Raw genomic sequence first — 24,931 nt, forward strand, 5'->3', positions numbered from 1 at the left:
TTTACGAGAACCCTGCTTTAGTAAAGTTATGTGTGAACTTGTTACTAACCAAGTTCATTCTGAATGCAGTAATCTCGTTTCATTGCAGAAAGGGGAGTACGATGTCTGTATCAAAATTCCTTCTGATCATCACCGCAGCGTCCATCACAGTTCTGTCCGCTTGTTCCGAGCCGGGGACATATCCGATAACCGGAGAACCAGTTTCAGCGAACGATCCGGTTCAGGACATGAATCCAGCCAATATCTTCAGAGGCGAGTCGCGCTAAAGCGCTTTGCTCATCAGCATGTATCTGTCACGCGGTTTGAATCCGGTGCGCAGGTACAGTTTCTGAGCGGCCTCGCTGGTGCGGTCGACTTCCAAGTGCAATGCCGTCAATCCTGCTCCAGCCAGAGCTTTGGGCAGATCCAGCAAAACCTCGGTCGCGATACCGCGGCCACGAACGGCAGGACGGATATAGATTTCGTCCACGAAACCGTCCATGCCACCAAATTCGACCGACCAGCCGAAGGTCAGGATGATATACCCCAACGGTGCACGCCCCGGTCCGATCAGATAGACACAGCCATGAGGGATGCCTTCCAGTAAGGGGGCAAGGGCATTTCGGGTTTTGTCGGCGTCCTGTTCTATTCGCGCTTCGGCGTGAAACGCAGTGACCAGCGCCATCAGGCGGTCCAGATCTTCGGGGCGCGCAAGGCGCAGAGCGGCGCTCATAGTCGGCCCAGCCTTTCTGTCAGTAGCTCAAAGAAGCCATCCGCATCGAGATCACCGATGAACAGGGCGTTTGGTGCGCGGTCGGTTACGCCCCACCAATCGGCGATGGTCATGCCCATGGTCAGTTCCGACCGGGTCTCAACCTCGACATTCACTTGGCGGCCCGAGAATAGCTCAGGCCGGATCAGATAAGCGGTCACGCAGGGGTCATGCAACGGTGCACCTGCGCTTCCGTATTTTTCCTTGTCGAAGCGCTCAAAAAAGTCGGTCATTTCAGCCACTGCAATGCCGACCTTGTTTCCCAATGCTCGGAACGCATCATTGCGGGGTTTGGTGACCAGCGCCTTATGCGTGACATCCAGGGGCATAACCACGATGGGCCTGCCGGATCGGAAAACGATATCAGCAGCTTCTGGATCGACGTGGATGTTGAATTCGGCTGTGGGTGTGATGTTGCCTACTTCGAAATAAGCGCCCCCCATCAGCACGATTTCCTGCACCCGATCGACGATGTCTGGGGCCTTGCGGAACGCCATGGCGATGTTGGTCAGCGGCCCCAACGGGCAGAGTGTCACGGTGCCTGAGTCATGTTTGCGCAGTGTCTCGATGATGAAATCAACCGCATGTCCGTCTGCCAGCGGCATTTCAGGGTCCGGCAGAACGGGCCCGTCTAGCCCGGTTTTGCCGTGCACATGTTCTGCCGTGACCAAAGGGCGGATCAGGGGGCGATCACAACCCGCATAGACTGGAACACCCGTCTGCCCCGCCAGTTCGCAGACAATCCGTGCGTTCTTGGCAGTCAGCGACAAGGGCACATTCCCGGCGACGGCAGTAATACCCAGAACCTCGATCTCATCCGGACTGGCCAAGGCCAGCAGGATGGCGACGGCGTCGTCTTGTCCGGGGTCGGTATCGATGATGATTTTGCGCGGTGCCATTATGCCTCCGGGGTCTTGAAACGCGGACACTCGCAAGTGTCACCGCACTTGTCCAGCAGTTTCAGGCCCCGGTCGACGCGTCCACCGGCGGGAGTTTGCCGTTGGCGCGATGCTCTTCGGTTTTGACTTCGTCCCAAAGCGCATCCATCTCGGCAAGATCGCTTTGCGCGGGGGTTTTGCCCCGCTCGGCCAGACGGGCCTCGACCTGTTCAAAGCGGCGGGTGAACTTGGCATTGGTACGGCGCAGGGCGGCTTCGGGTTCGATACCCAGATGGCGACCCAGATTGACCATCACAAACAGGAGATCACCGAATTCGTCCTCCAGCGCATCGGCGTCCATCTTGTCCCGCGCTTCTTCCAGTTCAGCCGCTTCTTCGGTGATCTTTGCCAACACATGGCTGGCATCGGGCCAGTCAAAGCCTACGCGTGCAGCGCGTTTTTGCAGTTTGTGCGCGCGCAGCAGGGCGGGCAGGTTCGCCGCGACACCGTCCAACGCGCCCTTTTGTTCCTTGCCTGCACGCTCGGCGGCCTTGATCGCTTCCCAATCCTTGGTCTGCTGATCGGCTGACTTGTCGCGGGATTCGTCGCCAAATACGTGGGGATGACGGCTGACCATCTTGTCCGACATGGTGCGGACCACGTCTTGAAAGGTGAAATGCCCTGCCTCTTCAGCCATTTGCGCGTGAAAGACGGATTGGAACAGAAGATCGCCCAGTTCTCCTTTCAGCTCATCGTAAGCTTCGCGCTCAATGGCGTCGGCGACTTCATACGCCTCTTCAATAGTGTAGGGGGCAATCGTCGCGAAATCCTGTTCGATGTCCCAAGGACAACCACTTTGCGGGTCGCGCAGGCGGCGCATGATTTCCAGTAACCGTTCGATACCAGCGTCGCTGTTGTGGATCAGAGGATTTTCAGCCATTGCGAACCCTTTCGTTCCGGTGTCAGATGCATCCATCCCGCAGTCCCGATCAGGAGTCCACCCCAGATGCCCGTCGTCAACCGAATTGCCGATTTCTCAGCCGATATGGCTGCGTGGCGTCAGCACTTGCACACGATCCCTGAACTGGAGTTCGAGTGCTATGAGACAGCCGCCTTTGTGGCCGAGCGTCTGCGCGAGTTCGGGGTGGATGAACTGCATGAGGGTATCGCCAAGACCGGAATGGTTGCGATCATCAACGGGCAGGGCGAGGGGCCGACCATCGGCCTGCGTGCGGATATGGATGCCCTGCCAATTCCAGAAGAAACAGGTGTCGAATATGCTTCGAAGAACCCAGGTAAGATGCACGCCTGCGGTCATGACGGCCACACCACAATGCTGTTGGGAGCGGCGCGCTATCTGGCCGAAACACGGAACTTCAGCGGTCGCGTGGCCCTGATCTTTCAGCCCGCCGAGGAAGAGGGCGGCGGTGCCGGGGTGATGGTCGAAGAAGGCATCATGGACCGGTTCGACATCTCGCAGGTTTACGGAATACACAACGACCCGGGAAACCCGGAAGGCGCTTTCTATACCACGGCGGGCCCGATTATGGCGGCGGTGGATTCGTTCGAGATTCATATACAGGGTGTCGGAGGGCATGGGGCGTTGCCGCATCTAACCAAAGACCCCGTTATGGCGGTCTGCGGTATTGCGCAGGCGATCCAGACCATCGTCAGCCGCAACCACTATGCAGTGGAAGATCTGGTGGTCTCGGTCACACAGATACACACGGGAACGGTTAACAACGTAATTCCGGACACTGCGTATCTGAATGGCACGGTGCGCACCTTTGACCCGTCCGTGCAGAAGATGGTCATGGAGCGGATGGAGCAGATCGTTCAGGGGCAGGCCGCGTCTTACGGGGTTGAGGCGCGGTTGGATTATCAGGTTGGGTATCCCGCGACGATCAATGATGTCGAAAAAACCGCTTTTGCTGCCGATGTTGCGCGCGAAGTCTCTGGGCCTGAACGCGTGGTCGACACTATGGGGCGCGATATGGGAGCCGAGGATTTTTCATACATGCTTCAGGAACGGCCCGGCGCGTATCTGTTCTTGGGGCAAGGCGATGGTGCAGGGCTGCACCATCCCAAGTACAACTTTAACGACGATATAGCGCCTATCGGCGCGTCCTTTTTCGCACGCATCGTGGAAAAGGCGCAGCCGTTGGGTTGATGGGGTAAACAAATGGCACTGGAAGACGCAAAAAACCAGGTGGACGAAGCGTTCACTAATCCCGATCTCAAAGGGTTGTCTTATGAGAACACTTTTGGCGGAGCGACCTCGTTTCTGCGGCGGCTTTATACCAAAGATCTGGACGGGGTGGACATCGCCGTGACCGGTGTACCCTTCGATCAGGCTGTCACCAACCGCCCCGGCACGCGCCTTGGCCCACGTGCAATCCGCGAGGCCAGCGCTCTGCAATCGCCCGATGCGCCCTATGGCTGGCCTTTTGATGCGCTCAGCGAACTGGCCATCGTGGACTACGGAGACATGGCTTATGACTATGCCAATATTCCGGCCTTTCCCGACACACTGACCGATCATATCCGCACCATTCTGGCGGCCGATGTAGCGTCTGTCACGCTGGGCGGGGACCACTATATCAGTTTCCCGATCCTGAAAGCCTATGCCGAGAAATACGGGCCGATGTCGTTGCTGCAATTCGATGCGCATACGGACACCTGGGCCGATGATGATATGTCCCGCGTTGATCACGGAACAATGTTCTACAAGGCAGTAAAGTCTGGGATCGTAGACCCAAAGCGCTCCGTTCAGGTGGGCATTCGCACCACCAATGAGGACACTTTGGGCGTCAACATCATCGACGCGCGCGAGGTCTATGAATCCGGCCCTGCCGCGGTCGCGCAGAAGATCAAAGGTATACTGGGTAACAGCCCAGTCTATCTGAGCTTTGACATCGACGGGCTGGACCCTGCCTTTGCGCCGGGCACCGGCACGCCGGTCTGGGGCGGGTTAAGTTCCATTCAGACACAGATCATCCTGCGCGACATTGCCGGGATTAACATCAAGGGCGGAGACGTGGTCGAGGTCTCTCCGCCTTTCGACACGTCGGGTGCAACAGCGATTGCCGGGGCGCATGTGGCGACGCAGATCATCTGCCTGCTGGGCTGGGACAAGTTGGCAAAGGCGAAAGAGTAAACCCGTTGGGATACGCGTTAACTTCTGGTTAGCCATACTTCCGGTATGTGCTGGAAGACGTGAAAAAAGGATGGGGCGGCACGCGCATGACAGAATTCAACCAACCGGTCAGTGGCAATGACTTGGCGCGATTTTCGGGGCCGAACACGTTTATGCGCCTTCCGCAGGCCGCTTCACTGGCAGGGCTGGACGTAGCGGTACTGGGGATTCCGATGGATATCGGCACCTCGTGGCGGTCGGGCACACGATTTGGCCCGAAACAGATCCGCAGCGAAAGCGCGATGATCCGGCCCTATAACATGGCCACGTCTGCGGCCCCGTTCGAAAGTCTGCAGATTGCCGATATTGGCGATCTGGCGATCAATACCTTCTCATTGTCGGACAGCCTAAGGATCATCAAAGAAAGCTATGATGCGATACTGGCAAAAAATGTGATCCCGGTCGCGATGGGGGGAGATCATTCGATCACATTGCCGATCCTGCGGGCGATTGCGGCAAAGCACGGGCCGGTGGCGCTGGTGCATGTGGATGCCCATGCGGACGTGAATGAAGAGATGTTTGGCGAAAAGGAAACCCACGGCACCGTTTTTCGCCGCGCGTATGAAGAGGGGCTGATCGTTCCCGACAAAACCTTTCAGATCGGCATTCGTGGATCTGGCTACGCGGCCTCAGACTTTACCGAGGCCAAGGATTGGGGTTTTCGCCAGTTTCCCGCTTGGGAGCTCTGGCAGCAGAACCTGACCCAAATCGGCTCGCAGATTCGCAAGACCATCGGCGAGCAACCGGTTTATATCACCTATGACATCGACAGCCTGGATCCTGCTTTTGCTCCGGGCACCGGCACACCCGAGATTGCGGGGCTAACAACACCACAAGCACTGCAACTGATCCATGCGCTGCAGGGGGTGAACGTGGTGGGATGTGATCTGGTCGAGGTCTCTCCGCCTTATGATCCGTCGGGCAACACGGCGCTTACAGCGGCGAACCTGATATACGAGATGCTGTGCATCCTACCGGGGGTGACGTCACGGTAAAGCGGGGCGGAATGGCTTGTCCCGGCGCTTGATCCGCATAGGGTTTCCCCGAAAGGATAATGCGGGATGAAAAAGATGGTTCTTTGGGGGGTATTCGCGCTTGTGATCGGGCTGGGCGCCTATATCCGACTGGCCCCATCCGACCCCGCGCACTGGAACATTGCGCCGGTCGCACCCGTGGATCAGGACCTGCCCGGCGGTGTGGTGCGCGTTGTCGAAACCGGTCCAGACGGGTTGCAGCGGCTGGACCAGATCATCCGCGCCACGCCCCGCACATCGGTGTTGGCAGGTTCCGTCGAAGCAGGCATGATCACCTACATCACCCGCACGAAATGGATCGGCTTTCCCGACTACACCACGGTTCAGCAGGACGGCAACTCTCTGCGCGTTCATGGCCGCTTGCGGTTTGGGCGCAAAGACTTTGGCGTGAACAAGGCGCGGGTTGATGGGTGGTTGAAACAGATGTGACTTTGCGCCTGTGGTTTAAGACGCCCCGTCCGGTGCTGCGTTTCCGAGGGGTGTACTTTGCAACCTTGATGACAGGCACCCTTCCTGAACCTCTCGCCACATGGGAACGTTCAGCGACATCTGACACTGCGCGGTGAACATGCGACCATCGACCTGCAGGCAGATCATCTCGCCCAACTCGATGCGAGACCCCGATGTATCGGTGCAATAGCAATCGCGGGTTTTACCGTCCGGGCCGACGTAATCGGCGAAAACCGGCGTGGATGTCAGCAGTAAAGCAAGCAAAATCCGTTTCATGACAGCGAGCTTAGCATGACGTTGCCCTTGACCAAAGCCCCGGGATGAGAGACACCGCCCGGATGATCCCTGAAGAACGTCTTGAACAGATCACCCAGCGTTTTCAATACCTCGAAGCAGCCATGGCCGATGGCGCGTCGGGGGGCGATATTGCGACGCTGGCCAAGGAATACTCCGACCTCAAGCCGGTGGTTGATCAGATCATGGCCTGGCGTCAGCTGGTCGCGGATTTGGCCGAGGCCGAGGCGATGCTGGCCGACCCGGATATGAAAGAACTGGCCGAAGAGGAAATTCCTCAGTTGCAGGCCAGTATTCCGGCGGCGGAACAAGCCCTGCAGCTGGCGCTGCTGCCAAAAGACGAAGCCGATGCGCGCCCGGCGATGCTGGAAATTCGTCCTGGGACCGGTGGGGATGAGGCCGCTTTGTTCGCAGGTGACTTACTGCGCATGTACCAGCGCTATGCCGAGGCGCGGGGCTGGCGGTTTGAGATCATCGAGGAACAGGCTTCGGATTTGGGCGGCATTAAAGAGGTCGTGGCCCATATCAAGGGCGACAATGTGTTTGCCCGGATGAAGTACGAATCCGGTGTGCACCGCGTGCAGCGCGTGCCCGAGACGGAAAGCGGTGGGCGCATTCATACCTCGGCTGCAACCGTGGCGGTTCTGCCGGAGGCCGAGGATGTGGACATTCAGATCGACGCAAATGACATAAGAATCGATACGATGCGCAGCTCGGGCGCGGGCGGGCAGCACGTGAACACCACCGACTCGGCGGTGCGGATCACGCACCTTCCGACAGGGTTGGTTGTAACGAGTTCCGAGAAGTCTCAGCATCGAAACCGCGAGATTGCCATGCAGGTGCTGAAGACGCGGCTCTATGATCTGGAGCGGCAACGGATCGACAGTGAACGCTCGGCAGATCGGGCCAGTCAGGTGGGCTCGGGCGACCGCTCGGAACGTATTCGCACCTATAACTTCCCACAAGGTCGCATGACGGATCACCGGATCAACCTAACGCTCTATAAGCTTGATCAGGTGATGCAGGGCGATCTGGATGAGGTTATCGACGCGTTGACGGCTGATGATCAGGCGCGGCTGTTGGCCGAGATGGCGCAATGACCGGCCTGCAAACAGCGGCACAGGCCATGGTGGCGGCAACGGCCCGTTTGCGGGCGGCTGGCGTGGATGATCCTGCCCGGGATGCGCGCCTGCTGCTGGCCCACGCGGCGCGTATTGAAGCCAGCCGGGTAACACTGATTGCACCGGAAGAGTTGCAGCCCGAGATTGCCGAGCGTTATGACCAATTGATCTCGCTTCGCGCCATTCGGGTGCCGGTTTCACATTTGCTAGGCGAGCGCGAGTTTTATGGGCGCAAATTTCGGGTCAGCCGAGATGTACTGGACCCACGCCCCGAAACTGAAACTTTGATAGAAGCAGCCCTGAGCGCGCCGTTTGACCATGTTCTGGACCTCGGCGTGGGGTCGGGGTGCATTCTGATCACGTTGTTGGCCGAACGTGCCAGCGCCTCGGGTATTGGGGTCGATCTGAGCGAGGCGGCCTGTCTCCAGGCCAGCGCCAACGCCGTTGAGCATCATGTAGAGGGGCGGGTTGATATTGTACGTTCAGACTGGTTTGAGAGCATTGAGGGTCAATTTGACCTTATTGTTTCCAATCCCCCCTATGTCTCGGTCGAGGAAATGGCTGATCTGTCGCCGGAGGTGAAAGAGCACGAACCACGCATGGCTTTGACCGACGAAGGCGACGGGCTGGGCGCATATCGGCGGATCGCCGCGTCTGCCCCGGATTTTCTGTTGCCGGGGGGACGGATTCTTGTGGAAATTGGCCCAACGCAGGCAAAAAAAGTTGGCGCTTTGTTTGATGCGGCGGGGCTTGTTGATGTCCGGGTGATCCCTGATCTGGATGGGCGCGACCGTGTGGTTGGCGCAAAAATGCCGGGTTGATCGGCGAGATTGCGACCAAAAAGCGCTGCCCAGACTAAAAAAGCTGGTGAAAACCCGAGATTCCTCTTGTCTGCGCGCTCAGGACATGTTTACTCAGGATTAGTCGGCGAGGTTGATGCTGTTGCAGCTCACCCCTGACGCCAAGCCCAAAAAAGTCGAGATCCCGTCACGGCAAACGCCTCAGAGCAGTGCAAGAAACGGGTGGTTCGACAGCGAATTGACAAGGCTGACGTAAAGTAAGATGAGATCTTCCAAATCCCGCTCGCGGGCCAAGAATAACCGCAATCGTCCCTCCGGCGGCAACGTCGTAAACCGTGTTTTTGATAGCTCGGGCCCCGAGGGCAAGGTGCGTGGCACGCCGCAGCAGATCATTGACAAATACAACCAATTGGCTCGTGACGCGCAACTGTCCAATGACCGCGTGGCCGCCGAGAACTTTCAGCAGCACGCCGAGCATTATCTTCGGATGCTGAGTGAAGCGCAGCGCGAAATGGAAGCCCGCCGGGAAGAGCAAGAGCGCCAAAACCGCGAACGCCAGGCAGAGCGTGATCGCGAACGCGCCGAACGGCAGGAACGCGAAGCCGCCCGTCAGGCCGACCCGGCCGAAGCGCCGCAGCCGGATGTGATGGATTTTGCGGCGCCCGAGGCAACGCCGGAAAGCGGTCTGGTCGAGACACCGGAAAGCAAAGGCGCCGAACCTCCGGCACAGGAGAAAAAGGAAAAACCTGCGCGCAAACCGCGCACACGTAAGCCCAAACCGGCGCCAGCGGCGGAAGATGCCCCCAAAACCGATGGGGACGCACCGGAAGCGGCTGAATAAGCAAAAAAGCGGTTTGAACAAAAGCCCCGGTAGAGCCGGGGCTTTTTTGTTTTCAGGTCTTTTGAACTTCGCGGGCCAGCGCGCAGAATGCTTCTAGCGGGACCTGTTCGGCGCGTTCCGTGGGCTGAATTCCTGCCGCCAGCAAACGGTCTTCGATATCGGGGGCCACGCCCTTCAATGAAGCTCGCAACATCTTGCGGCGTTGATTGAAGGCCGCAGCCACAACGCGGGACAAGGTGGCAGCATCGGCGGGATAGCGGGGCTTGGGCAGGGCGGTCAGGTGAACCACGGCGCTGGACACCTTGGGCGGTGGGGTGAAAGCGCCCGGGGGCAGCGACATGGCGATGCGCGCCTCGGCCCGCCATTGAGCGAGGATGGCAAGACGTCCGTATGCTTTGCTGCCGGGTTGGGCGACGATGCGTTCAGCCACTTCGCGTTGGAACATCAGCGTCAGGCTCTGCCAAAAAGGTGGCCACTCAGGTGGTGTTAGCCAACGGACCAGCAATTCGGTGCCCACGTTATAGGGCAGGTTGGCGGCAACACGGATCGGCGGTGTAAGGTGTTCCAGCGGATTGATTTCCAGCGCATCGCCGTTGATGACCTGAAGCCGTCCGGGATAAGCGGCGGCGATGTCGTTCAGGGCAGCAATACAGCGCGTGTCTTTTTCCACTGCCACGACCTTGCGCGCGCCTTCAGACAACAGCCCGCGTGTCAGGCCGCCGGGGCCAGGTCCGATTTCCAGCACATCACATTCTGTCAGGTCCCCGGCCTGGCGGGCGATCTTGGCGGTCAGGTTGAGGTCCAGTAGGAAGTTCTGACCCAGCGATTTGCGTGCTGAAAGCTGATGGGTTGCGATGACCTCGCGCAGCGGGGGAAGATTGTCGATAGCGCTCATGATCCAATTACCGTGACGCAAGGTGGAGGGAGTACGCCAGAGATTTTTTGCCTCCGGCGGAGGTATTTTCAGCCAGGTGAAGGGTCAAGTGCCTTTAGCCATGCGTTGGGCAAGTTTCAGAGCTTCGATCAGGCTGGTGGGTGTAGCGATGCCCTTCCCGGCAATGTCCAGTGCGGTGCCGTGATCCGGGGAGGTGCGAATGAAGGGTAGACCGAGTGTCACGTTCACGCCAAGGTCGAAATCCAGCGTTTTGATAGGGATCAGGGCCTGATCGTGATACATCGCAATGGCCGCGTCATAGCGGGCGCGAGCAGCCGCGTGGAACAAAGTGTCTGCTGGGTGGGGGCCTGTAAGAGTTGCTCCGTCCGGATCAAGTTCAGCTATAAGCGAAGTAATCCAGTCGCCTTCCTCGGTGCCCATTTTGCCACCTTCGCCTGCGTGGGGGTTGAGGCCAGCGATGGCGATGCGTGGGCTATCGATTCCGAACTGGTCACGCAGGCCACGCGCAGTGATTTGAATCGTTTCGCGCAGTAGGTCAGGGGTCAGGGCCGCAGGGACCTGAGAAAGTGGAATATGGATAGTGGCGGGCACGACCCGCAGTTGATCGCTGGCCAGCATCATCACGACCCTTTTCGTGCCAGAGAGGGCCGCGAGAAATTCGGTATGGCCGGGATAGGTGAACCCAGCCCCGTCGATCAGAGCTTTTTTGTGGATAGGCGCGGTGCAAAGCGCGGCTGCATCGCCCGTTTTGACCAACTCAACACCCGTTTCGATGGCATCAATCACCGAGGGCGCGTTGGCGGGGTCGGGTTGGCCGGGCACGTTGGGGGCCGGGAAATCCAATTGCAGGACCGGCAGTGCCTGCTCGCAGGAGGCAACGGCCTGAGATGGGTGTTCGATTTGCGCGACAGGCGTGTCAGCAGGCAGGTGGCTGACATCTCCGATATAGAAAAACGGGCAAGTGCCGCGAAGCTCGGCCCAGGCTTTGGCAGCGATTTCAGGGCCGATCCCGGCCGGTTCGCCGCAGCTGAGCGCAATCGGACGTGTCATTCCTGAATGATGACGGCATCGGCCCGCAGCTGTTCCACCAGGCTTTCGGCAAATGCCTGAAGGCGCTGTTGGGCTAGGGCGTTTGCCACATCCGCGCGTGAGGTGTTTTCACCCAGATCGCGCGTGCGGTTGCACAGCATCAGGAACATCAGCGTCTGGCCGTTGTTGCGGGTGAGGTTGGTCGATACCTCAAAGCGGTCCAGCTTGGCCAATTCGACGGCAACGTCACGCGGTACCTGGGAAGGGGCGGCGTCGATGCGTTCCAATACTTCGGAGGGCTGATCTTTGGCGATGCCGTACAGGTCATCACAGGTGTCGATCTCTTCCTTCAGGCGTGCGGCTTGTGACAGAGCGTCGGCGCTGCGCCCTCCGGCGATGTAATAGATTGCATAATCCAGCGTCGAGATTGGAGCTGCCGAAGTTGCAACTTCACGCAGGCCACGCATCTGGAACAGGGCCACAGCATTGGGCAGCGAGATCGGTTCGGTAATCTCGCCGTTTTGCAGACGCAGGATGACCGGTTGCAGGGCGGGGGGGAGGTCGGTGATGTTCAACCATTCCAGCCGACCGCCCTGATCGCGGGTGGCCGCGGCCGAATACTGTGCGGCGGCGGCTGAAAAGGCATCAATGCCTTCCAAGCGCGAGATTTCCTGAGCCAGAAGCTCGGTCTGAGCAACGGTTTGCTGGTTCACCGGGATGATAATTTCCGACAAAAGGACCTGAAGGCCACCGCCTCCGGTCTGCCCCAGAGCGCGGTCAATTTCATCCTCAGTGGGGCGGGCCTGAGACAGATAGCGTGAGCTGATATAGTCGCGCCAGGCCAGCTGGTCCGCCACATAGTCGCGAACCGTCTCTGGATCGACGCCCGATTCTCCCAGCAATTTCAAGAACTGTTCTGATGACAACTGGCCCCTCGACGCAAATTCGTCGATGCCCAGTTGAACGGCCTCGGGGGTGGCCTGCACGCCGGCCTCGCGCATGACCTGTTGGCGCAGTTTCGCATCAATGAGAGCGTCTCGCACATCAGCTTCGCTGCCGCCAGGCAGGCCCAACACGTTCAGAAATTGCAGGCGTTGTTCCAGTTCATACCAGGTTACGATGTCTTGGTTGACCCGGATTGCAGGAGAAAACAGGCTTTGTGCCAAGGCCTGCGAGCCCGCAATTGCAAAAACTGCGGCGGTGAGAACCGGCGCGGCCGGTTTAAGCCAACCGGAACGAAGAAACCTGGAGAAACCTGATATCAACTGCATCTTCTCTTGTATGTCTTGCCACCGCCTTCGACGGAGTACCCTGTCAGTGAAAGGGTAAAGCCGAATTCTGTCGAAGGCTCAATAGTAGATGTTGAAGTAAAGCGCCGGCTTACAGACATGTTAACCTGCACGCATTCGTTGAGGTATGTCACGCCCAAACCCAGACGGATCGGTTCGGATTGGCCAAGATCATAGCGGGCCAGAGCATTTGTCCGCCAGTTCTCGTCGACCTGATACCGGCCTACAAGCCAAATTTCCGATATCTCATCGACGATGTTTTCGGCGGGATCGGGTTCCTGCCAGACATAGCTGCCGGAAATCCTCGCGAATTCGTTCGACCATGCGCCGCGCAATTCAGCTTTGACAAAGCTGAAATCACTGTCGATCAGTCCACGCCCACTCAGTGACCAGCCATTGTTGGTTCTGATCTGTCCGGCAACCAGCAGATCTGATGTGGTGCCCTGCAACCCCGAAGTCAGAGTGAAGTTCGGATCGGCATCTGCCCGAAACACTTGACCCACGGTGGCCAAGGCCTGCCAGCCGTCCACGCCGTAACGGGCCCAGTTCAGACCAACGACTCCGGTCGCGCCATCTTCGCGCTGATCCTCTGCTGGAAAACGAGAGAGCGCAAGCAGGTTGCCCTGATCAAACTCCTGAAAGGTGCTCTCGTCATTTGGCACATCCGTATCCGAGACATGCGTCCATCCGATCTGAGCAATGGGTTCAAGGAATTGAACTGCGCCGGATTGCTCGCGTCGCGTCGTGGGATAGCGCAGGGTCAGGGCAGCTCTGGGGGTAGAACGCGTGACTTGCGAGGGGAAGTTGCTGTCGTTTCGAATGTTAAACGTATCGACGGACGCGCCCAGAGTTGCATCGGCGCGTAGGCCCGAAGCGAAGGTCCAGCTGCGCAGCCATTCGGCGTCAAACGTGGCGCGGGCGATGTCGCGGCCGATTACATCCACGTCGCTGGTACGCTCATGTGCATGGCCGACAAAGGCCAATCGCACTTCGCCGCCCAACGCGTTGGGAAAGAAACGCTTTTCGTAATTCAGATCGAAAACACGCGACGGAATCTCGTTTTGGTTTTCGCTTTCTCGAAGCGTTTTGTAGTAGATCAGGCTTGTCTTGAAGGCAGTATCACGTTTGATCCGCTCCAAAGCAACTTCGCTTCGCAAACGGTCCGGGTCAGGAAGGCCGTAGTCCACCAGATACGCGTCGTCCGAAGTGGTTTGCACTTGGAAGGTCAGTCGGAAATCATTTTTTAGGTTGAACCAACCGTTTGCGAAAAGGTAGCCGCGATCCTGGTCTGGCTGAATGTCATCGCGCGTATAGGCGCCTTCCAGCTGAATACGCCCGTTCACAAAGGCCTGGCGGTATCTGTAGCCCAACGTTGTTGTTTTGCCTGATACATAAGGTGTCAGTGTCAGGTCCTTGTGGTCCCCGAGTTTGAAGAAATACGGAATCTGCACGCCTGTTCCCAACTGCGACGTGCTGCGGATCGATGGCACAAGAAAACCGGTCGCGCGGTCCAGTGTGGGGTCGGGCAGTCGCAGATAAGGAAAATAGAAGATAGGGTAGTCCAACACCCGAAGCTGCGCGCCTTCGAAATACAACTGCCGTTCCAATTGGTCATGAGTGACGCGGCGGGCCCGAATCTGCCAGATTGGCGGCCTGCCATTGGCGCAGACATGGCAAGAGGTGGCCGAGACTTTGCTGAATTGCGTGTAACGCCCGGCTGTTCGCTTTGCCTGAACAGATGCGATCTGGACCTGTTGTTCAAAGACCATGCGCGCGCCGACCAGCAAACCGTTCTGAATACCGCTGTCCAGCTGTCCCGAATCCGCAAGCAACGTTGTCTGACCGCCCTGATCGATGCGGATAGGGCCGTCCAGCGTCAGTTCGCCTGTTTCTCGGTCATATGTGATGCGTTGGGCAGACAGTTTGATGTCGCCCTGAAAGGCCTCGACATTTCCTTCGGCTACCAGCTTTCTTTCAGGCGTAATAAAAACCTTGTCGGCCACCAGCAGCGCTGGCTGTTCCTGAGCCTGTGTGTCTTGTGCCTGTGTCGGGGTGGATTGGGCCACAAGTACAGCGGGCACGGAAAGCGTCACTGCACTGGTCAACACAACATAAAGGAGGCGCCGCATCAGCCATCCTCCGCGTGAAGCAGTAGGCCCAATGAGAGCAGAATAGCGGCAAAGGGCGGTGCCCAGGCAGCGATATATGTGGACAATTGTCCGTTTTCCCCAAGGATTTGCGCAAAGTTGCGAACGAAGTAGACGGCGAAGCCAAGCAAGACCGCTGTCAGCACCGCGATTCCGGTGCCGCCAAATCGGACGTGGCGCATGGTGAAGGCTGCTCCGATCAGGACCATCGAGACCAGAAAGAATGGGCGTGCCAGTTGAACTTGCAACCAAACCTCATATTGCTTGGTCGAAAAGCCGGCCTCGCGCAGGTCCGCGATCAGTTGGGGCAGGTCATAGACTGACACGGAATCCTGTTGCCCGAGCGTATCCAATATGCGCTGGCGGGTCAGCGAAGTCGGCAGTTCCAGGCGGTCATGAACAACGGAACTGGCTTCGGGGTTCTGCCCTTCCTGCATGGTCCAGATCTTGGCGTTGGACAAGACCCACCTGCCATCTTCCAACTCGGCTCGATCAGCGATGATCTGTTGGGTGGGTTTGCCATCGCGGGCGAAGGTAATCACGGTCACATCGTCCAACCCAAGCGAATCCCCGTTAGAGGTTCCGCGCGCATGGATCACCGCCTGACCGTTTTCCGCTGATTGGCGCAGCCATAACCCTTCGCTACTGATGGACAGGGCCGAACTGCCGTTATTCTTGTAGGAATCGGAAAGGCGTTGGAATTCTTCTGAAGTTGCGGCGGCAATCGGATTCAGCAAGGCTACGGCCAGCGCGCCGATGATCAGCGCAAGAAGCACAGGTGCCACCAGCGCACGAATACCCGAGCGACCGGTCGCGCGTGTCACCACCAGTTCTGAAGTGCGCGCTAGCCCGACGAACAGAGCGATCGTAGACAGGATGACCAGCAGGGGAAGCATTTCGCTGATCGCTGCCGGTGTGTTCAGAAGAGTCAGTTGCAGCAACTGCCCAAAAGACAGGTCGTAATCGTCAAACCGGCGAATCTGTTCGATCAGGTCGATGAGAATCATCAAGGTCAGAAAGATGCCACCAATGACCAGAAAGCTCTGCATGAAACGACGGGCGAAATAACGGTCGAGGATCACGGGCAACACCCCGCGAAGCTTGCAGAACGGGCATACGGGCGGTCCGCGCGCGCGCGGAAATTCCTGCGCAACGGCTTATGCCTGCCCTCTCGTGCCACGTCTTTCTCCCCCGAGCCTGCCGGTTATTTTTTCGAGACCTTAATGCAATTGAGGCCCGGGGAAAACTGCTATCTGGTCAAGCGGTGCTACGCGGGCTAGGTCTTGGGGAACAGAATTTGAGGAGTTTACAATGAGCAGTCTGGTACCGATCCTCTTTCAAGAGTTCGACTTGGATGCGATGGCGCAGGCCGAAGGCCGGGTGGCCATCATCATTCCGTCCGACGGCAAGATGAACCCCGCTGCCCGTCGGGCCAATCGCCTGACAAAAGGGGCAGTGGCGCGATTGGTCGAAAGTGGGTCGTTCGAAAAAGCCAAAGCCGCTGATGTAATCTCGCTGGCATGGCCCGCCGGAATGGCCGCCGAGGCGCTGGACGTTCTGGTGCTGCCGCGCCGCCCGGAAGCGGACGAAGCACGCAAGGCAGGGTCAGCGCTGGCCAAGCTGGCGGGCGGCAAGGACATGCTTTTGATGGTCGGCAATCAGGTGCGCACTGACGAACTTGCTTTGGGCATCGCTTTGCGCAGCTATGACTTTGACGCGCACAAGACCAAAGAAAGCGACAGCTTGGGCACGGTCACGATCAGTCATTCCAAACCGGACGAAGCCGAGGCCGAATTTGCCCCGCTTTACGCAATTGCTGACGGTGTACGGATGACTCGGGATCTGACCAACGAGCCCGCAAATGTTCTGACAACCACCGAATTCGCCGATCGTCTGGTCGAGATGCAGGAACTGGGTCTTGAGGTCGAAGTTCTGGACGAAGACAAACTTGCGGAACTGGGAATGCGCACATTGCTGAGCGTTGGGCAGGGCTCGGACAGCCCGTCCAAAGTGGTCGTCATGCACTGGAAGGGGGGTGACAAGGGCGATGCGCCGCTGGCTCTGGTTGGCAAAGGTGTGGTGTTTGACACCGGGGGTATCTCGCTGAAGCCCGCGGGCGGTATGGAAGAGATGACCATGGATATGGGTGGCGCAGGTGTTGTCGCCGGAACCATGCGCGCGCTGGCCAAGCGCAAGGCCAAGGCCAATGTCGTTGGTCTGGTTGGATTGGTCGAGAACATGCCCTCAGGCAATGCCACGCGCCCCGGCGATGTGGTCAAATCGATGAAAGGCGATACGGTCGAGATCATCAATACCGATGCCGAGGGTCGTTTGGTTCTATGTGACGTCATGTGGTACGCGCAAGAACGGTTCAGCCCCGTTGGCATGATAGATCTAGCCACTCTGACAGGTGCAATCATCATCGGGCTAGGGCACGAGAATGCCGGTGTGTTCTCAAACAACGACACGTTCTGTGATGCCTTCCTGAAATCGGCCAAAGCCGAAGACGAGGGCGCGTGGCGGATGCCGTTGGGCGATTCCTATGACAAGTTGCTGAAATCGCGCATTGCCGACATGAAGAATGTGGGTGGTCGGCCTGCGGGGTCGATTACCGCCGCGCAGTTCCTGCAACGGTTCGTCAAAGAAGAAACGCCCTGGATTCACCTGGACATTGCAGGGGTGGCCTCGGTTTCCGCTGAGACATCTTATGCACCCAAAGGCGCCACCGGTTGGGGTGTTCGCGCGCTGAGCCGGTTTGTGCAGGACAATTTCGAGTAAGCAGATGGGCGCTGTCTATTTCTACCACCTGACCCGCCAGCCGCTGGAACACACCTTGCCGGTGCTGCTGGACAAGGCGCGGCAGGCCGGGTGGAAGATTGCCGTGCGGGGCACCGACCCTGCGCGGATGGACTGGCTGGATGAAAAGCTGTGGCTGGGGCCCGAAGACGGGTTTCTGCCGCATGGCCGCGACGGTGGCCCCCATGACGCAGAGCAGCCGATTTTGCTGACCACGGGTTCGAAAGCTGCCAATGGCGCGTCCTGTGTCATGGTCGTTGACGGAGCGCTGGTCGAGGCGGAAGAAGTCACCGCGATGGAACGTGTGTGCATTCTGTTCGATGGCAATGACGACATAGCCGTTCAACATGCGCGGGGGCAGTGGAAATCGCTGACCGCTGCGGGGTGTTCGGCGCAATACTGGTCGGAAGAATCCGGACGGTGGGAAAAGAAGGCCGAAGCCTGACGGGCGACGCCGTTTTCAGGAGATTTGAAAGATGCAAATGAAGCCCTTGGGCCGTACTGGAATTATGGTGAGCGACCTATGCCTTGGAACCATGACTTTTGGCACACAGACCTCCGAAGCCGATGCGCACAGGCAGATGGATATGGCGCTGGATGCCGGCATCAACTTTGTGGATGCAGCCGAGATGTATCCCGTAAACCCGGTTTCAAAAGAAACGATCGGACGCACTGAAGAGATTCTGGGCAACTGGAACGCGGCCAATGCGGCGCGGCGTGGGGATTACATTCTTGCGACCAAGCATTCCGGTGAGGGTTTGTCCTTTGTGCGTGACGGTGCGCCGATCACAGGCAAGACGATACCCGAAGCGATTGAAGGGTCGCTGAAGCGGTTGCAGACAGAGTGCATCGATCTCTACCAGTTTCACTGGCCGAACCGCGGCAGCTACATGTTCCGTCAGAACTGGGATTTTGCGCCAACCGGGCACAACACCGATGACGTTTTGGGGAACATGCAGGAGTGTCTGGAGGCGTTGCAGGCTCAGGTCGACAAGGGCAACATCCGCGCCTTTGGTCTGTCCAACGAAAGTGCATGGGGCACGGCGCAGTGGGTGCGTCTGGCCGAAAAGATGGGCGCGCCGCGTGTGGCGTCGATTCAGAACGAGTATTCGCTGCTCTGCAGGCTGTTTGACACGGATATGGCCGAGCTATGCGTGCATGAAGATGTCGGGCTGATGGCGTTCTCGCCTTTGGGTACCGGGTTGCTTACGGGTAAGTATCAGGGTGGTGCCGTCCCGGACGGTTCACGCATGTCGCTTTCACCTGAACTAGGCGGGCGCAAGTCTGATCGGGTGTTTGATGCGGTCGCGGCTTATCTGGACGTTGCTGCGCGCCATAGCTTGTATCCGACGCATATGGCATTGGCCTGGTGTCGCACGCGGCCATTCATGATGTCGGCTATTTTTGGCGCGACCACGGTTGAGCAGCTTGAACACGTATTGGCTGGCGCGGATCTGACGTTGTCAGATGAGGTGCTGGCAGAGTTGGATGCAGCCCATAAGGCGCACCCAATGCCGTACTGAGGGCAGGGGGCGCTGCCCCCGCCGCCTTCGGCGGCTCCCCCGAGGTATTTTTAGCCAGATGAAGTTGGATCCGGTCAGTGATGGGTGGGGTGCGCGCGCTCTTGTCTGAGATCGCGGGCGGACTGGCCGTGTGCGGTGCGAAAGGCACGGGCGAAGCTGGATTGTGAGGCAAAGCCCGTGGCCAGCGCCACATCCATCAGCGGCATGTCGGTGTCAGTGACAAGGCGACGCGCTTCGGCCAGGCGCAGTTGCAAGTAATGGTCCTGCGGCGTGGTGTTCAGGCGCAGACGGAACTGTTGTTGCAACGTACGCGGGCTGGTGCCCAGCCGGTCTGCGATATAGGCAAGCGGCAAGGGGTCATCCAAAGAGTCCTGCATCAGTGAATTGGCCTTGGCGGTCAAAGCTGTGTGGCGGTGTGGTGCGCCAGTGCGGCTTTGCGGTTTGGCAGGGTCGGGTGCGCCTTCGTAGAGGAACAAGCCCGAAACGCGCGCCGCGAAACCCGCTCCGTGACGGGCGGCGATGATGTGCAGCATCATCTCGACCGCCGGGATTGCTCCGCCGGATGTCAGCCGGGTGTCAGACACGGTGAAGCGGTCGGGGCGCACGTCCACTTCGGGGAAACGCGAGGCGAAGTTTTCCAGGTCTTCCCAATGGGTGGTGGCGGCGTGGCCGTCAAGCAGCCCGGCCTCGGCCAGCAGCCAGGGGCCGCCATCGATGCCTGCCATTGTTGCGCCAGTACCTGCGATCCGGCGCAGACCCGCAAGCAGGCTGGGGGTGGCGTGACGGGCCAGTTGGAACCCGGCCACAACGATCATTAGGTCACAGCCTTGCAGACGTGCCAGCGGGATACCCGGCACTTGCAAGGCGCTGGTCAGCATTGCCGGTTCGGGTGTCGCTGTCACGTAGTCCCAGTCAAAGGCCGGGCGATCGGCCAGACGGTTGGCCGCGCGCATTGGGTCGACCGCGGAGGCGAAGCTGAGCGTGTTGCAGTCATCAAGTACCAGCACCGCCGTTTTCAGGGCGCGATGTTCGGGCTGCAGTATGTTTTTTGCGGATTGCATCAAGTTCGATTCGCATTCTGCCAAGTTGTTTTCCCAAGGCTGCGTCAGAGTTGAAAGTAACGCAAATCGGAATCCGGGGAGAAGCCTGGGGAAAACTCAGGTCAAAACCGGGTATAACTTGGGGAAAACGCCATGCCTCTGGAAATGAACCGCGATGTCTTTATCACCTGCGCCGTGACCGGCTCGGGTGGAACGCAGGATCGCAGCCCTCATGTACCGCGCTCGCCGCAGCAGATTGCCGACAGCGCGATTGCTGCCGCTAAGGCTGGAGCTGCAGTTGTGCATTGCCATGTGCGTGACCCCGAAACCGGTGCGCCAAGCCGTCGGCTGGATCTGTATCGTGAGGTCACAGACCGGATTCGCGACGCCGACGTGGACGTTGTTCTGAACCTGACTGCGGGGATGGGGGGGGACATCGTGTTTGGTGGTGTTGAAAGCCCGTTTCCGGTGAATGAAGCGGGTACTGACATGATCGGTGCGTCGGAGCGCGTTGCGCATATTGCCGAGTGTCTGCCCGAAATCTGCACTTTGGACTGTGGCACAATGAACTTTGCCGAGGCCGATTACGTCATGACCAACACGCCTGGAGCCCTGCGCGCTATGGGGCAAATGATGACGGATATGGGCGTGAAGCCCGAGATCGAAGCCTTTGACACCGGCCACCTGTGGTTTGCCAAGCAGTTGGTGAAAGAGGGGATTCTGGAGCCCAACGCCTTGGTTCAGCTGTGCATGGGTGTGCCGTGGGGCGCGCCGGACGATTTGAACACCTTCATGGCGATGGTGAACAATGTCCCCGATGACTGGACCTTCAGCGCATTCTCATTGGGGCGGAACCAGATGGCTTACGTTGCGGCGACGGTTCTGGCCGGCGGCAACGTGCGCGTGGGTCTCGAGGACAACTTGTGGCTGGACAAGGGTGTTCTGGCCGAAAACTGGCAGTTGGTGGAACGCGCGGGAACCATCATCGAGAATATGGGCGCGCGGGTTATTGGGCCGCAGGAAGTGCGTGAGAAGTTGGGATTGGAGAAACGCGCGCCAAAGGGATGATTTGCTTGCGGCCGCTGGCATGGTCGAAGGCTCTGGAGCGTCAGCAAAAGGATGATAACCATGAGATCGGTTGTTGTGATATGCGCGGCGCTACTGATGGCATGCCTGCCCTGCGAAGGGGCAGCGCAAGCCACAGAGGTTGAGTTGGCCCGCCAGCAGTGCGAAGCCAAAGGCGGAAGATATGAGGTGGCTGGGCGACTCCGGGAGTATATCTGCTTTGAACCTTTGCCCGACGCCGGGGCACCCTGCAAAATAGCCTCCGATTGTGCAGGGTTCTGCCTGTCGGACACCAAACAATGCAGTGCCGTCACGCCAAAATTCGGATGCATTCCACATCTGGATGAGGCGGGGCAGGCGCAAGTGATCTGTATCGATTAGAGGACGATATGACAAAAACGGCAGCAATCATCGGGGGTGGGGTCATTGGCGGCGGTTGGGCTGCACGGTTCCTGCTGAATGGCTGGAACGTCCGGGTGTTCGACCCGGACCCTGAGGCCGAGCGCAAAATTGGCGAAGTTCTGGACAATGCGCGGCGGTCTCTGCCAGGCCTGAGCGATGTGCCATTGCCGCCCGAAGGCGTATTGAGCTTTCACGATGAAATGGCCGACGCCGTAGAAGGTGCGGTTTGGATTCAGGAAAGCGTACCGGAGCGTTTGGACCTGAAACTGAAAGTCTACAAAGGTCTGCAAGAGGCCTGCGATCCGGGCGCGATCATCGGGTCTTCGACCAGCGGTTTTAAGCCTTCGGAATTGCAAGAGGGCGCGCTGCGCCCCGAACAGATCGTCGTAACGCATCCGTTCAACCCGGTTTACCTGTTGCCGCTGATCGAGTTGGTGCCCACCGATAGGAACCCTCCCGAAATGGTCGCACGCGCGCAGGAGTTGCTGAAATCGGTCGGGTTTTTCCCCCTGCACATCAAGAAAGAGATCGACGCGCACATCGCCGACCGGTTCCTTGAAGCGGTGTGGCGCGAGGCTCTGTGGCTGGTCAAAGACGGCATTGCGACGACCGAGGAAATCGATGAGGCGATCCGCATGGGCTTTGGCATCCGTTGGGCGCAGATGGGCCTGTTCGAGACCTATCGCGTGGCAGGCGGCGAAGCCGGTATGCGCCATTTCATGGCGCAGTTTGGCCCGGCGTTGAAATGGCCCTGGACAAAGCTGATGGATGTGCCCGAGTTCACCGAAGAACTGGTCGATATAATTGCGGACCAGTCGGATGCGCAATCGGGCATGCATTCGATCCGCGAACTGGAGCGCATTCGCGACAACAACCTTGTGGGGATGATGCGCGCGCTCAAGGCGCAGAATTACGGGGCAGGCGCGGTTCTGAACCAGCATGATACGCTGTTGAAACCGGGTGCCTTGCCGACATTGGATCAGGCGGACCTGAGCCAGCCGATCCTGACCCTGTCGCGCGCCGTCCCGCTGGATTGGACGGACTATAACGGCCACATGAATGAGGCGAAGTATCTGGAGGCCTTTGCCGCCGCCACGGACCGCTTCATGGAGATCATCGGCTGCGACATGGAGTACATCTCGTCGGGCGGCAGTTACTTCACCGCCGAAAACCACATTCGTTACATCGATGAGGTCAACGCGGGTGCAAAGATCGAGGTGCGCACGCAGATGCTGCTGGGGCAAGGCAAGAAGCTGCATGTGTTCCACAGCATGTATGAAGGCGACAAACTGCTGGCCACAGGCGAAAGCTTCTTGCTGCATGTCAGTCTTGAGACCCGGCGTCCAAGCTCTCCGTCCCCTGAAATCGAAGCGGCGATGGCGCGCATTGCCAAAGCTCAGTCCGTGTTGCCTTACCCCGAAGGTGCGGGGGCCGCTATTCGGAAGCCCTCATGAGCCGAAGGGTGTTGGTAACGGCTGGCGCGTCCGGTGTCGGTCGCGCCATGGCCGAGGCGTTTGATGCGGCTGGATATGATGTCTGGGTTACAGATATCGATCAGGCGGCGCTAAATTCTGTGCCCGATCATTGGACGACACATTGCGCCAATGTCTCGGATGAGGCTGGTATGCGCGGCGTCTTTGATGCTGTTTCAGAGGCAGGGGGGCTGGACACCCTGTGTGCCAACGCCGGAATAGCAGGGCCAACCGAGGCAATCGAAGACATCGATCTGAATGCTTGGCGCGCCTGCATTGCGGTTAATCTGGACGGTGCTTTTCTGGCGGCCAAATATGCCGCGCCACTGATGAAATCGGCAGGTACAGGCAGCATCATCCTGACCTCGTCGACGGCAGGTCAGTATGGCTATCCTTTTCGTGCGCCGTATGCGTCGGCCAAATGGGCGGTCATTGGCTTGATGAAAACACTTGCGATGGAACTGGGCCCGCATGGGATACGCGCAAACGCAATCTGCCCGGGCGCAGTAGAAGGTCCGCGCATGGAAGGCGTTCTGGCCCGTGAGGCAGAAGCCAAAGGCATGAGCCGCGACGCGGTCTACCAGGGCTATGCCTCGGGCACCTCCATGGGGCGCTTTGTCGAGGCGCAGGACATAGCGAATATGGCTGTATTTCTGGCGTCAGACGCGGCGCGATTGGTGTCGGGTCAGGTCATCGCGGTCGATGGCCACACAGTCAATCCTGACCCGAAACTATGATTTAGCCCTGGTTGGGGCCCCTGATCTGCCGGATGCTCTGGCGGACGGCCTGCCAGTCCTCTGCTTCCTGCTGATTTCCGGCAGCCTCGCATTCACGCATTTTCTGCGCAGCTTCGGCCTCGGCCCGGTCTCCGTGAGCGGCATAAAGGGCACGTGCGTATTGAGCGGTTTGTATTGCGTCCATTCCTGTGGTCCTCCGTCTGTGATCGGAATGCCCGAAGGTTCGCGCCAAGGGACCATAGCACAGTATTCCAAAGCCTGCATCATGTGCCTTCTGAAATCATGGATCTGAGCTGCCGAAGATGGTTGGGAAAGTTGCGGGCGGTCACCTCTGCCTCGCGTACAAGCGTATCGAAGTGGCGGGTAAATGTTTCGATCCGGTCCCGGTCGCGAAACGCCAAATAGTGACTGCCTGCGTAGAACACGCAAAGCAGAGGGCCGAATATCGTCACCGGGGCGGAATAAAGTCTTTTGGCATCAAACAGATAGATCCGCATTCTGGGGTAAAGCTGATCGCAAAGTGTCAGAAGGTGGTCGGTCTGTTCCAGCCGTACCCGCGCGCTAAGGCCGCTGTAATACCCTGTGGCGCTTGCAAAGCTCTCGATTTCGAACAGCGGCATGGCGATTTCATAATCCGACTGCGCACTGCGCATCCAAGCCAACCTGTCCTCGGAGGCGCCGATCGCCTGATCCGCCGTTCGCCCCAGATGCGGGGCATATTCCCATTCCAGCACGGCGCGGGTCTTGAGCATGTCAGGCAGCGTGGCTGGGACATAGCGCAGCTTGTACCCGGCCGCTTCTTTGTGCCACTCGAAAATCTTTTCATCTACCAGCGCGCGGGGTGCTTCGGTGAAGCTTAGGGAACCGGCCAGAAGCTCGGCCGCGCTTTCTGGCCTGTCGGACAGGCTTAGCAACCAGTCGGCTGAAACGCCAAGCGCAGCCGCGCATCCTCCGACCACATGCGCATTGGGCAGGCGCGCGCCATGCCCGGTCAAAAGCTGCGATACGGTCGAGCGGTCAACCCCTATGTCACGCGCAAGCGCGCTTTGACTGATGTTCCGTTGTTCCATCGCGCGGGCAAGTCGCAGTCGAAACTGCGCGGCGCGATCTCGTTTGTCTATTTTTTCCTGCATATGGTGATAAATATCATAATTGATGAATTTTGTTAATC

27 protein-coding genes are annotated in these 24,931 nt (G+C 58.7%); 15 read left to right on the top strand and 12 right to left on the bottom strand.

Features of this window, described 5'->3' with window-relative positions; translation table 11 throughout:
* Positions 1–101: 101 nt before the first annotated feature.
* Positions 102–266, top strand: coding sequence for a hypothetical protein (locus tag GOV85_RS15770; protein WP_171179830.1), 165 nt, complete (start codon positions 102–104; stop codon positions 264–266).
* Here GOV85_RS15770 and GOV85_RS15775 read toward each other — a convergent pair.
* From GOV85_RS15775 to mazG, 3 genes are all read right to left on the bottom strand, one after another.
* Entirely contained in the window at positions 263–712 is a 450-nt protein-coding gene (locus GOV85_RS15775) for a GNAT family N-acetyltransferase (RefSeq protein WP_171179832.1), read from the bottom strand. The genes GOV85_RS15770 and GOV85_RS15775 overlap by 4 nt on opposite strands.
* Complete coding sequence (locus GOV85_RS15780) at positions 709–1,650, bottom strand: nucleoside hydrolase (protein WP_171179834.1); 942 nt, start codon at positions 1,648–1,650, stop codon at positions 709–711. Before GOV85_RS15780 ends, GOV85_RS15775 begins: the two co-directional genes overlap by 4 nt.
* A 61-nt stretch (positions 1,651–1,711) precedes the next feature.
* Positions 1,712–2,569 (bottom strand): nucleoside triphosphate pyrophosphohydrolase, encoded by an 858-nt coding sequence (gene mazG / locus GOV85_RS15785; RefSeq protein WP_171179836.1) that lies wholly within the window; start codon positions 2,567–2,569, stop codon positions 1,712–1,714.
* A gap of 66 nt (positions 2,570–2,635) precedes the next feature.
* Here mazG and GOV85_RS15790 point away from each other — a divergent pair, with 66 nt between their 5' ends.
* The 4 genes from GOV85_RS15790 (at position 2,636) to GOV85_RS15805 (ending at position 6,288) form a co-directional block, all read left to right on the top strand.
* Complete coding sequence (locus GOV85_RS15790) at positions 2,636–3,799, top strand: M20 aminoacylase family protein (RefSeq protein ID WP_171179838.1); 1,164 nt, start codon at positions 2,636–2,638, stop codon at positions 3,797–3,799.
* Between the two features lie 12 nt (positions 3,800–3,811).
* A complete protein-coding gene (speB, locus tag GOV85_RS15795) occupies positions 3,812–4,786 on the top strand; it encodes an agmatinase (RefSeq protein WP_171179841.1) in 975 nt (324 codons plus the stop codon).
* Positions 4,787–4,872: 86 nt separating this feature from the next.
* A complete protein-coding gene (speB, locus tag GOV85_RS15800; protein ID WP_171179843.1) occupies positions 4,873–5,820 on the top strand; it encodes an agmatinase in 948 nt (315 codons plus the stop codon).
* A gap of 66 nt (positions 5,821–5,886) precedes the next feature.
* Positions 5,887–6,288: a DUF1499 domain-containing protein gene (locus GOV85_RS15805; protein ID WP_171179845.1), complete on the top strand. Its 402-nt coding sequence runs from the start codon at positions 5,887–5,889 to the stop codon at positions 6,286–6,288.
* A gap of 15 nt (positions 6,289–6,303) precedes the next feature.
* On the opposite strand, the gene GOV85_RS15810 is transcribed toward GOV85_RS15805, so the two are convergent.
* Entirely contained in the window at positions 6,304–6,585 is a 282-nt protein-coding gene (locus tag GOV85_RS15810) for a hypothetical protein (protein ID WP_171179847.1), read from the bottom strand.
* Positions 6,586–6,647: 62 nt separating this feature from the next.
* Between GOV85_RS15810 and prfA the strand changes: the two genes are divergently transcribed.
* From prfA to GOV85_RS15825, 3 genes are all read left to right on the top strand, one after another.
* Positions 6,648–7,703 carry a peptide chain release factor 1 gene (gene prfA, locus GOV85_RS15815; RefSeq protein ID WP_171180070.1) on the top strand — a complete coding sequence of 352 codons (1,056 nt, stop codon included), beginning with the start codon at positions 6,648–6,650 and terminating at the stop codon, positions 7,701–7,703.
* Complete coding sequence (gene prmC / locus GOV85_RS15820; protein WP_171179849.1) at positions 7,700–8,545, top strand: peptide chain release factor N(5)-glutamine methyltransferase; 846 nt, start codon at positions 7,700–7,702, stop codon at positions 8,543–8,545. The genes prfA and prmC overlap by 4 nt, the downstream gene beginning before the upstream one ends.
* Positions 8,546–8,786: 241 nt before the next feature.
* Positions 8,787–9,365: a DUF4167 domain-containing protein gene (locus GOV85_RS15825; protein WP_171179851.1), complete on the top strand. Its 579-nt coding sequence runs from the start codon at positions 8,787–8,789 to the stop codon at positions 9,363–9,365.
* Positions 9,366–9,417: 52 nt separating this feature from the next.
* Here the strand turns inward: GOV85_RS15825 and rsmA are convergent, their stop codons facing one another.
* From rsmA to lptG, 5 genes are all read right to left on the bottom strand, one after another.
* On the bottom strand, positions 9,418–10,260 hold the full coding sequence (gene rsmA, locus GOV85_RS15830; RefSeq protein WP_171179853.1) for a 16S rRNA (adenine(1518)-N(6)/adenine(1519)-N(6))-dimethyltransferase RsmA: 843 nt from the start codon (positions 10,258–10,260) through the stop codon (positions 9,418–9,420).
* A gap of 84 nt (positions 10,261–10,344) precedes the next feature.
* Positions 10,345–11,310 carry a 4-hydroxythreonine-4-phosphate dehydrogenase PdxA gene (gene pdxA / locus GOV85_RS15835; protein WP_171179855.1) on the bottom strand — a complete coding sequence of 322 codons (966 nt, stop codon included), beginning with the start codon at positions 11,308–11,310 and terminating at the stop codon, positions 10,345–10,347.
* Complete coding sequence (locus tag GOV85_RS15840) at positions 11,307–12,560, bottom strand: peptidylprolyl isomerase (protein ID WP_171179857.1); 1,254 nt, start codon at positions 12,558–12,560, stop codon at positions 11,307–11,309. Before GOV85_RS15840 ends, pdxA begins: the two co-directional genes overlap by 4 nt.
* Positions 12,551–14,707 (bottom strand): LPS-assembly protein LptD, encoded by a 2,157-nt coding sequence (locus GOV85_RS15845; protein ID WP_171179859.1) that lies wholly within the window; start codon positions 14,705–14,707, stop codon positions 12,551–12,553. Before GOV85_RS15845 ends, GOV85_RS15840 begins: the two co-directional genes overlap by 10 nt.
* Positions 14,707–15,807, bottom strand: a complete 1,101-nt coding sequence (gene lptG / locus GOV85_RS15850) for an LPS export ABC transporter permease LptG (protein ID WP_171179861.1) — start codon at positions 15,805–15,807, stop codon at positions 14,707–14,709. The genes GOV85_RS15845 and lptG overlap by 1 nt, the downstream gene beginning before the upstream one ends.
* 229 nt (positions 15,808–16,036) lie before the next feature.
* Between lptG and GOV85_RS15855 the strand changes: the two genes are divergently transcribed.
* From GOV85_RS15855 to GOV85_RS15865, 3 genes are read left to right on the top strand one after another with little or no spacing between them, the layout of a single operon-like run.
* The gene (locus GOV85_RS15855; RefSeq protein ID WP_171179863.1) at positions 16,037–17,503 is read left to right on the top strand and encodes a leucyl aminopeptidase; all 1,467 of its coding nucleotides are present in this window, start codon (positions 16,037–16,039) and stop codon (positions 17,501–17,503) included.
* A gap of 4 nt (positions 17,504–17,507) precedes the next feature.
* Entirely contained in the window at positions 17,508–17,966 is a 459-nt protein-coding gene (locus GOV85_RS15860) for a DNA polymerase III subunit chi (RefSeq protein WP_171179865.1), read from the top strand.
* 31 nt (positions 17,967–17,997) lie between these two features.
* Positions 17,998–19,044: an aldo/keto reductase gene (locus tag GOV85_RS15865; protein ID WP_171179867.1), complete on the top strand. Its 1,047-nt coding sequence runs from the start codon at positions 17,998–18,000 to the stop codon at positions 19,042–19,044.
* Between the two features lie 74 nt (positions 19,045–19,118).
* On the opposite strand, the gene GOV85_RS15870 is transcribed toward GOV85_RS15865, so the two are convergent.
* Positions 19,119–20,105, bottom strand: a complete 987-nt coding sequence (locus GOV85_RS15870) for a GlxA family transcriptional regulator (RefSeq protein ID WP_171179869.1) — start codon at positions 20,103–20,105, stop codon at positions 19,119–19,121.
* Between the two features lie 132 nt (positions 20,106–20,237).
* Between GOV85_RS15870 and GOV85_RS15875 the strand changes: the two genes are divergently transcribed.
* From GOV85_RS15875 to GOV85_RS15890, 4 genes are read left to right on the top strand one after another with little or no spacing between them, the layout of a single operon-like run.
* Positions 20,238–21,152, top strand: coding sequence for a 3-keto-5-aminohexanoate cleavage protein (locus GOV85_RS15875; RefSeq protein WP_171179871.1), 915 nt, complete (start codon positions 20,238–20,240; stop codon positions 21,150–21,152).
* A 60-nt stretch (positions 21,153–21,212) separates the two neighbouring features.
* Positions 21,213–21,530: a hypothetical protein gene (locus GOV85_RS15880; RefSeq protein ID WP_171179873.1), complete on the top strand. Its 318-nt coding sequence runs from the start codon at positions 21,213–21,215 to the stop codon at positions 21,528–21,530.
* Positions 21,531–21,538: 8 nt separating this feature from the next.
* Entirely contained in the window at positions 21,539–23,005 is a 1,467-nt protein-coding gene (locus tag GOV85_RS15885; protein WP_171179875.1) for a carnitine 3-dehydrogenase, read from the top strand.
* Positions 23,002–23,760: an SDR family oxidoreductase gene (locus GOV85_RS15890; protein ID WP_171179877.1), complete on the top strand. Its 759-nt coding sequence runs from the start codon at positions 23,002–23,004 to the stop codon at positions 23,758–23,760. The genes GOV85_RS15885 and GOV85_RS15890 overlap by 4 nt, the downstream gene beginning before the upstream one ends.
* A gap of 1 nt (position 23,761) precedes the next feature.
* Here GOV85_RS15890 and GOV85_RS15895 read toward each other — a convergent pair whose 3' ends face one another.
* A complete protein-coding gene (locus tag GOV85_RS15895; RefSeq protein WP_171179878.1) occupies positions 23,762–23,944 on the bottom strand; it encodes a hypothetical protein in 183 nt (60 codons plus the stop codon).
* 79 nt (positions 23,945–24,023) lie between these two features.
* The gene (locus GOV85_RS15900; protein WP_171179880.1) at positions 24,024–24,893 is read right to left on the bottom strand and encodes a helix-turn-helix domain-containing protein; all 870 of its coding nucleotides are present in this window, start codon (positions 24,891–24,893) and stop codon (positions 24,024–24,026) included.
* Between the last annotated feature and the right edge of the window lie 38 nt (positions 24,894–24,931).

The organism is Ruegeria sp. HKCCA4633 (assembly GCF_013034605.1).
In the GTDB taxonomy this organism is placed as follows: domain Bacteria; phylum Pseudomonadota; class Alphaproteobacteria; order Rhodobacterales; family Rhodobacteraceae; genus Ruegeria.

Excerpts from the sequence above, each read along its gene's own strand:
- GOV85_RS15810 (WP_171179847.1), bottom strand. The coding sequence starts at position 6,585 with ATGAAACGGATTTTGCTTGCTTTACTGCTGACATCCACGCCGGTTTTC.
- GOV85_RS15865 (WP_171179867.1), top strand. The coding sequence starts at position 17,998 with ATGCAAATGAAGCCCTTGGGCCGTACTGGAATTATGGTGAGCGACCTA.
- mazG (WP_171179836.1), bottom strand. The coding sequence starts at position 2,569 with ATGGCTGAAAATCCTCTGATCCACAACAGCGACGCTGGTATCGAACGG.
- GOV85_RS15770 (WP_171179830.1), top strand. The coding sequence starts at position 102 with ATGTCTGTATCAAAATTCCTTCTGATCATCACCGCAGCGTCCATCACA.
- prmC (WP_171179849.1), top strand. The coding sequence starts at position 7,700 with ATGACCGGCCTGCAAACAGCGGCACAGGCCATGGTGGCGGCAACGGCC.
- pdxA (WP_171179855.1), bottom strand. The coding sequence starts at position 11,310 with ATGACACGTCCGATTGCGCTCAGCTGCGGCGAACCGGCCGGGATCGGC.
- GOV85_RS15900 (WP_171179880.1), bottom strand. The coding sequence starts at position 24,893 with ATGCAGGAAAAAATAGACAAACGAGATCGCGCCGCGCAGTTTCGACTG.
- GOV85_RS15860 (WP_171179865.1), top strand. The coding sequence starts at position 17,508 with ATGGGCGCTGTCTATTTCTACCACCTGACCCGCCAGCCGCTGGAACAC.
- GOV85_RS15870 (WP_171179869.1), bottom strand. The coding sequence starts at position 20,105 with ATGCAATCCGCAAAAAACATACTGCAGCCCGAACATCGCGCCCTGAAA.
- GOV85_RS15895 (WP_171179878.1), bottom strand. The coding sequence starts at position 23,944 with ATGGACGCAATACAAACCGCTCAATACGCACGTGCCCTTTATGCCGCT.
- GOV85_RS15775 (WP_171179832.1), bottom strand. The coding sequence starts at position 712 with ATGAGCGCCGCTCTGCGCCTTGCGCGCCCCGAAGATCTGGACCGCCTG.
- GOV85_RS15790 (WP_171179838.1), top strand. The coding sequence starts at position 2,636 with ATGCCCGTCGTCAACCGAATTGCCGATTTCTCAGCCGATATGGCTGCG.
- GOV85_RS15840 (WP_171179857.1), bottom strand. The coding sequence starts at position 12,560 with ATGCAGTTGATATCAGGTTTCTCCAGGTTTCTTCGTTCCGGTTGGCTT.
- GOV85_RS15805 (WP_171179845.1), top strand. The coding sequence starts at position 5,887 with ATGAAAAAGATGGTTCTTTGGGGGGTATTCGCGCTTGTGATCGGGCTG.
- speB (WP_171179843.1), top strand. The coding sequence starts at position 4,873 with ATGACAGAATTCAACCAACCGGTCAGTGGCAATGACTTGGCGCGATTT.
- GOV85_RS15885 (WP_171179875.1), top strand. The coding sequence starts at position 21,539 with ATGACAAAAACGGCAGCAATCATCGGGGGTGGGGTCATTGGCGGCGGT.
- GOV85_RS15780 (WP_171179834.1), bottom strand. The coding sequence starts at position 1,650 with ATGGCACCGCGCAAAATCATCATCGATACCGACCCCGGACAAGACGAC.
- GOV85_RS15875 (WP_171179871.1), top strand. The coding sequence starts at position 20,238 with ATGCCTCTGGAAATGAACCGCGATGTCTTTATCACCTGCGCCGTGACC.
- prfA (WP_171180070.1), top strand. The coding sequence starts at position 6,648 with ATGATCCCTGAAGAACGTCTTGAACAGATCACCCAGCGTTTTCAATAC.
- rsmA (WP_171179853.1), bottom strand. The coding sequence starts at position 10,260 with ATGAGCGCTATCGACAATCTTCCCCCGCTGCGCGAGGTCATCGCAACC.
- GOV85_RS15890 (WP_171179877.1), top strand. The coding sequence starts at position 23,002 with ATGAGCCGAAGGGTGTTGGTAACGGCTGGCGCGTCCGGTGTCGGTCGC.
- GOV85_RS15825 (WP_171179851.1), top strand. The coding sequence starts at position 8,787 with ATGAGATCTTCCAAATCCCGCTCGCGGGCCAAGAATAACCGCAATCGT.
- GOV85_RS15880 (WP_171179873.1), top strand. The coding sequence starts at position 21,213 with ATGAGATCGGTTGTTGTGATATGCGCGGCGCTACTGATGGCATGCCTG.
- speB (WP_171179841.1), top strand. The coding sequence starts at position 3,812 with ATGGCACTGGAAGACGCAAAAAACCAGGTGGACGAAGCGTTCACTAAT.
- GOV85_RS15845 (WP_171179859.1), bottom strand. The coding sequence starts at position 14,707 with ATGCGGCGCCTCCTTTATGTTGTGTTGACCAGTGCAGTGACGCTTTCC.
- GOV85_RS15855 (WP_171179863.1), top strand. The coding sequence starts at position 16,037 with ATGAGCAGTCTGGTACCGATCCTCTTTCAAGAGTTCGACTTGGATGCG.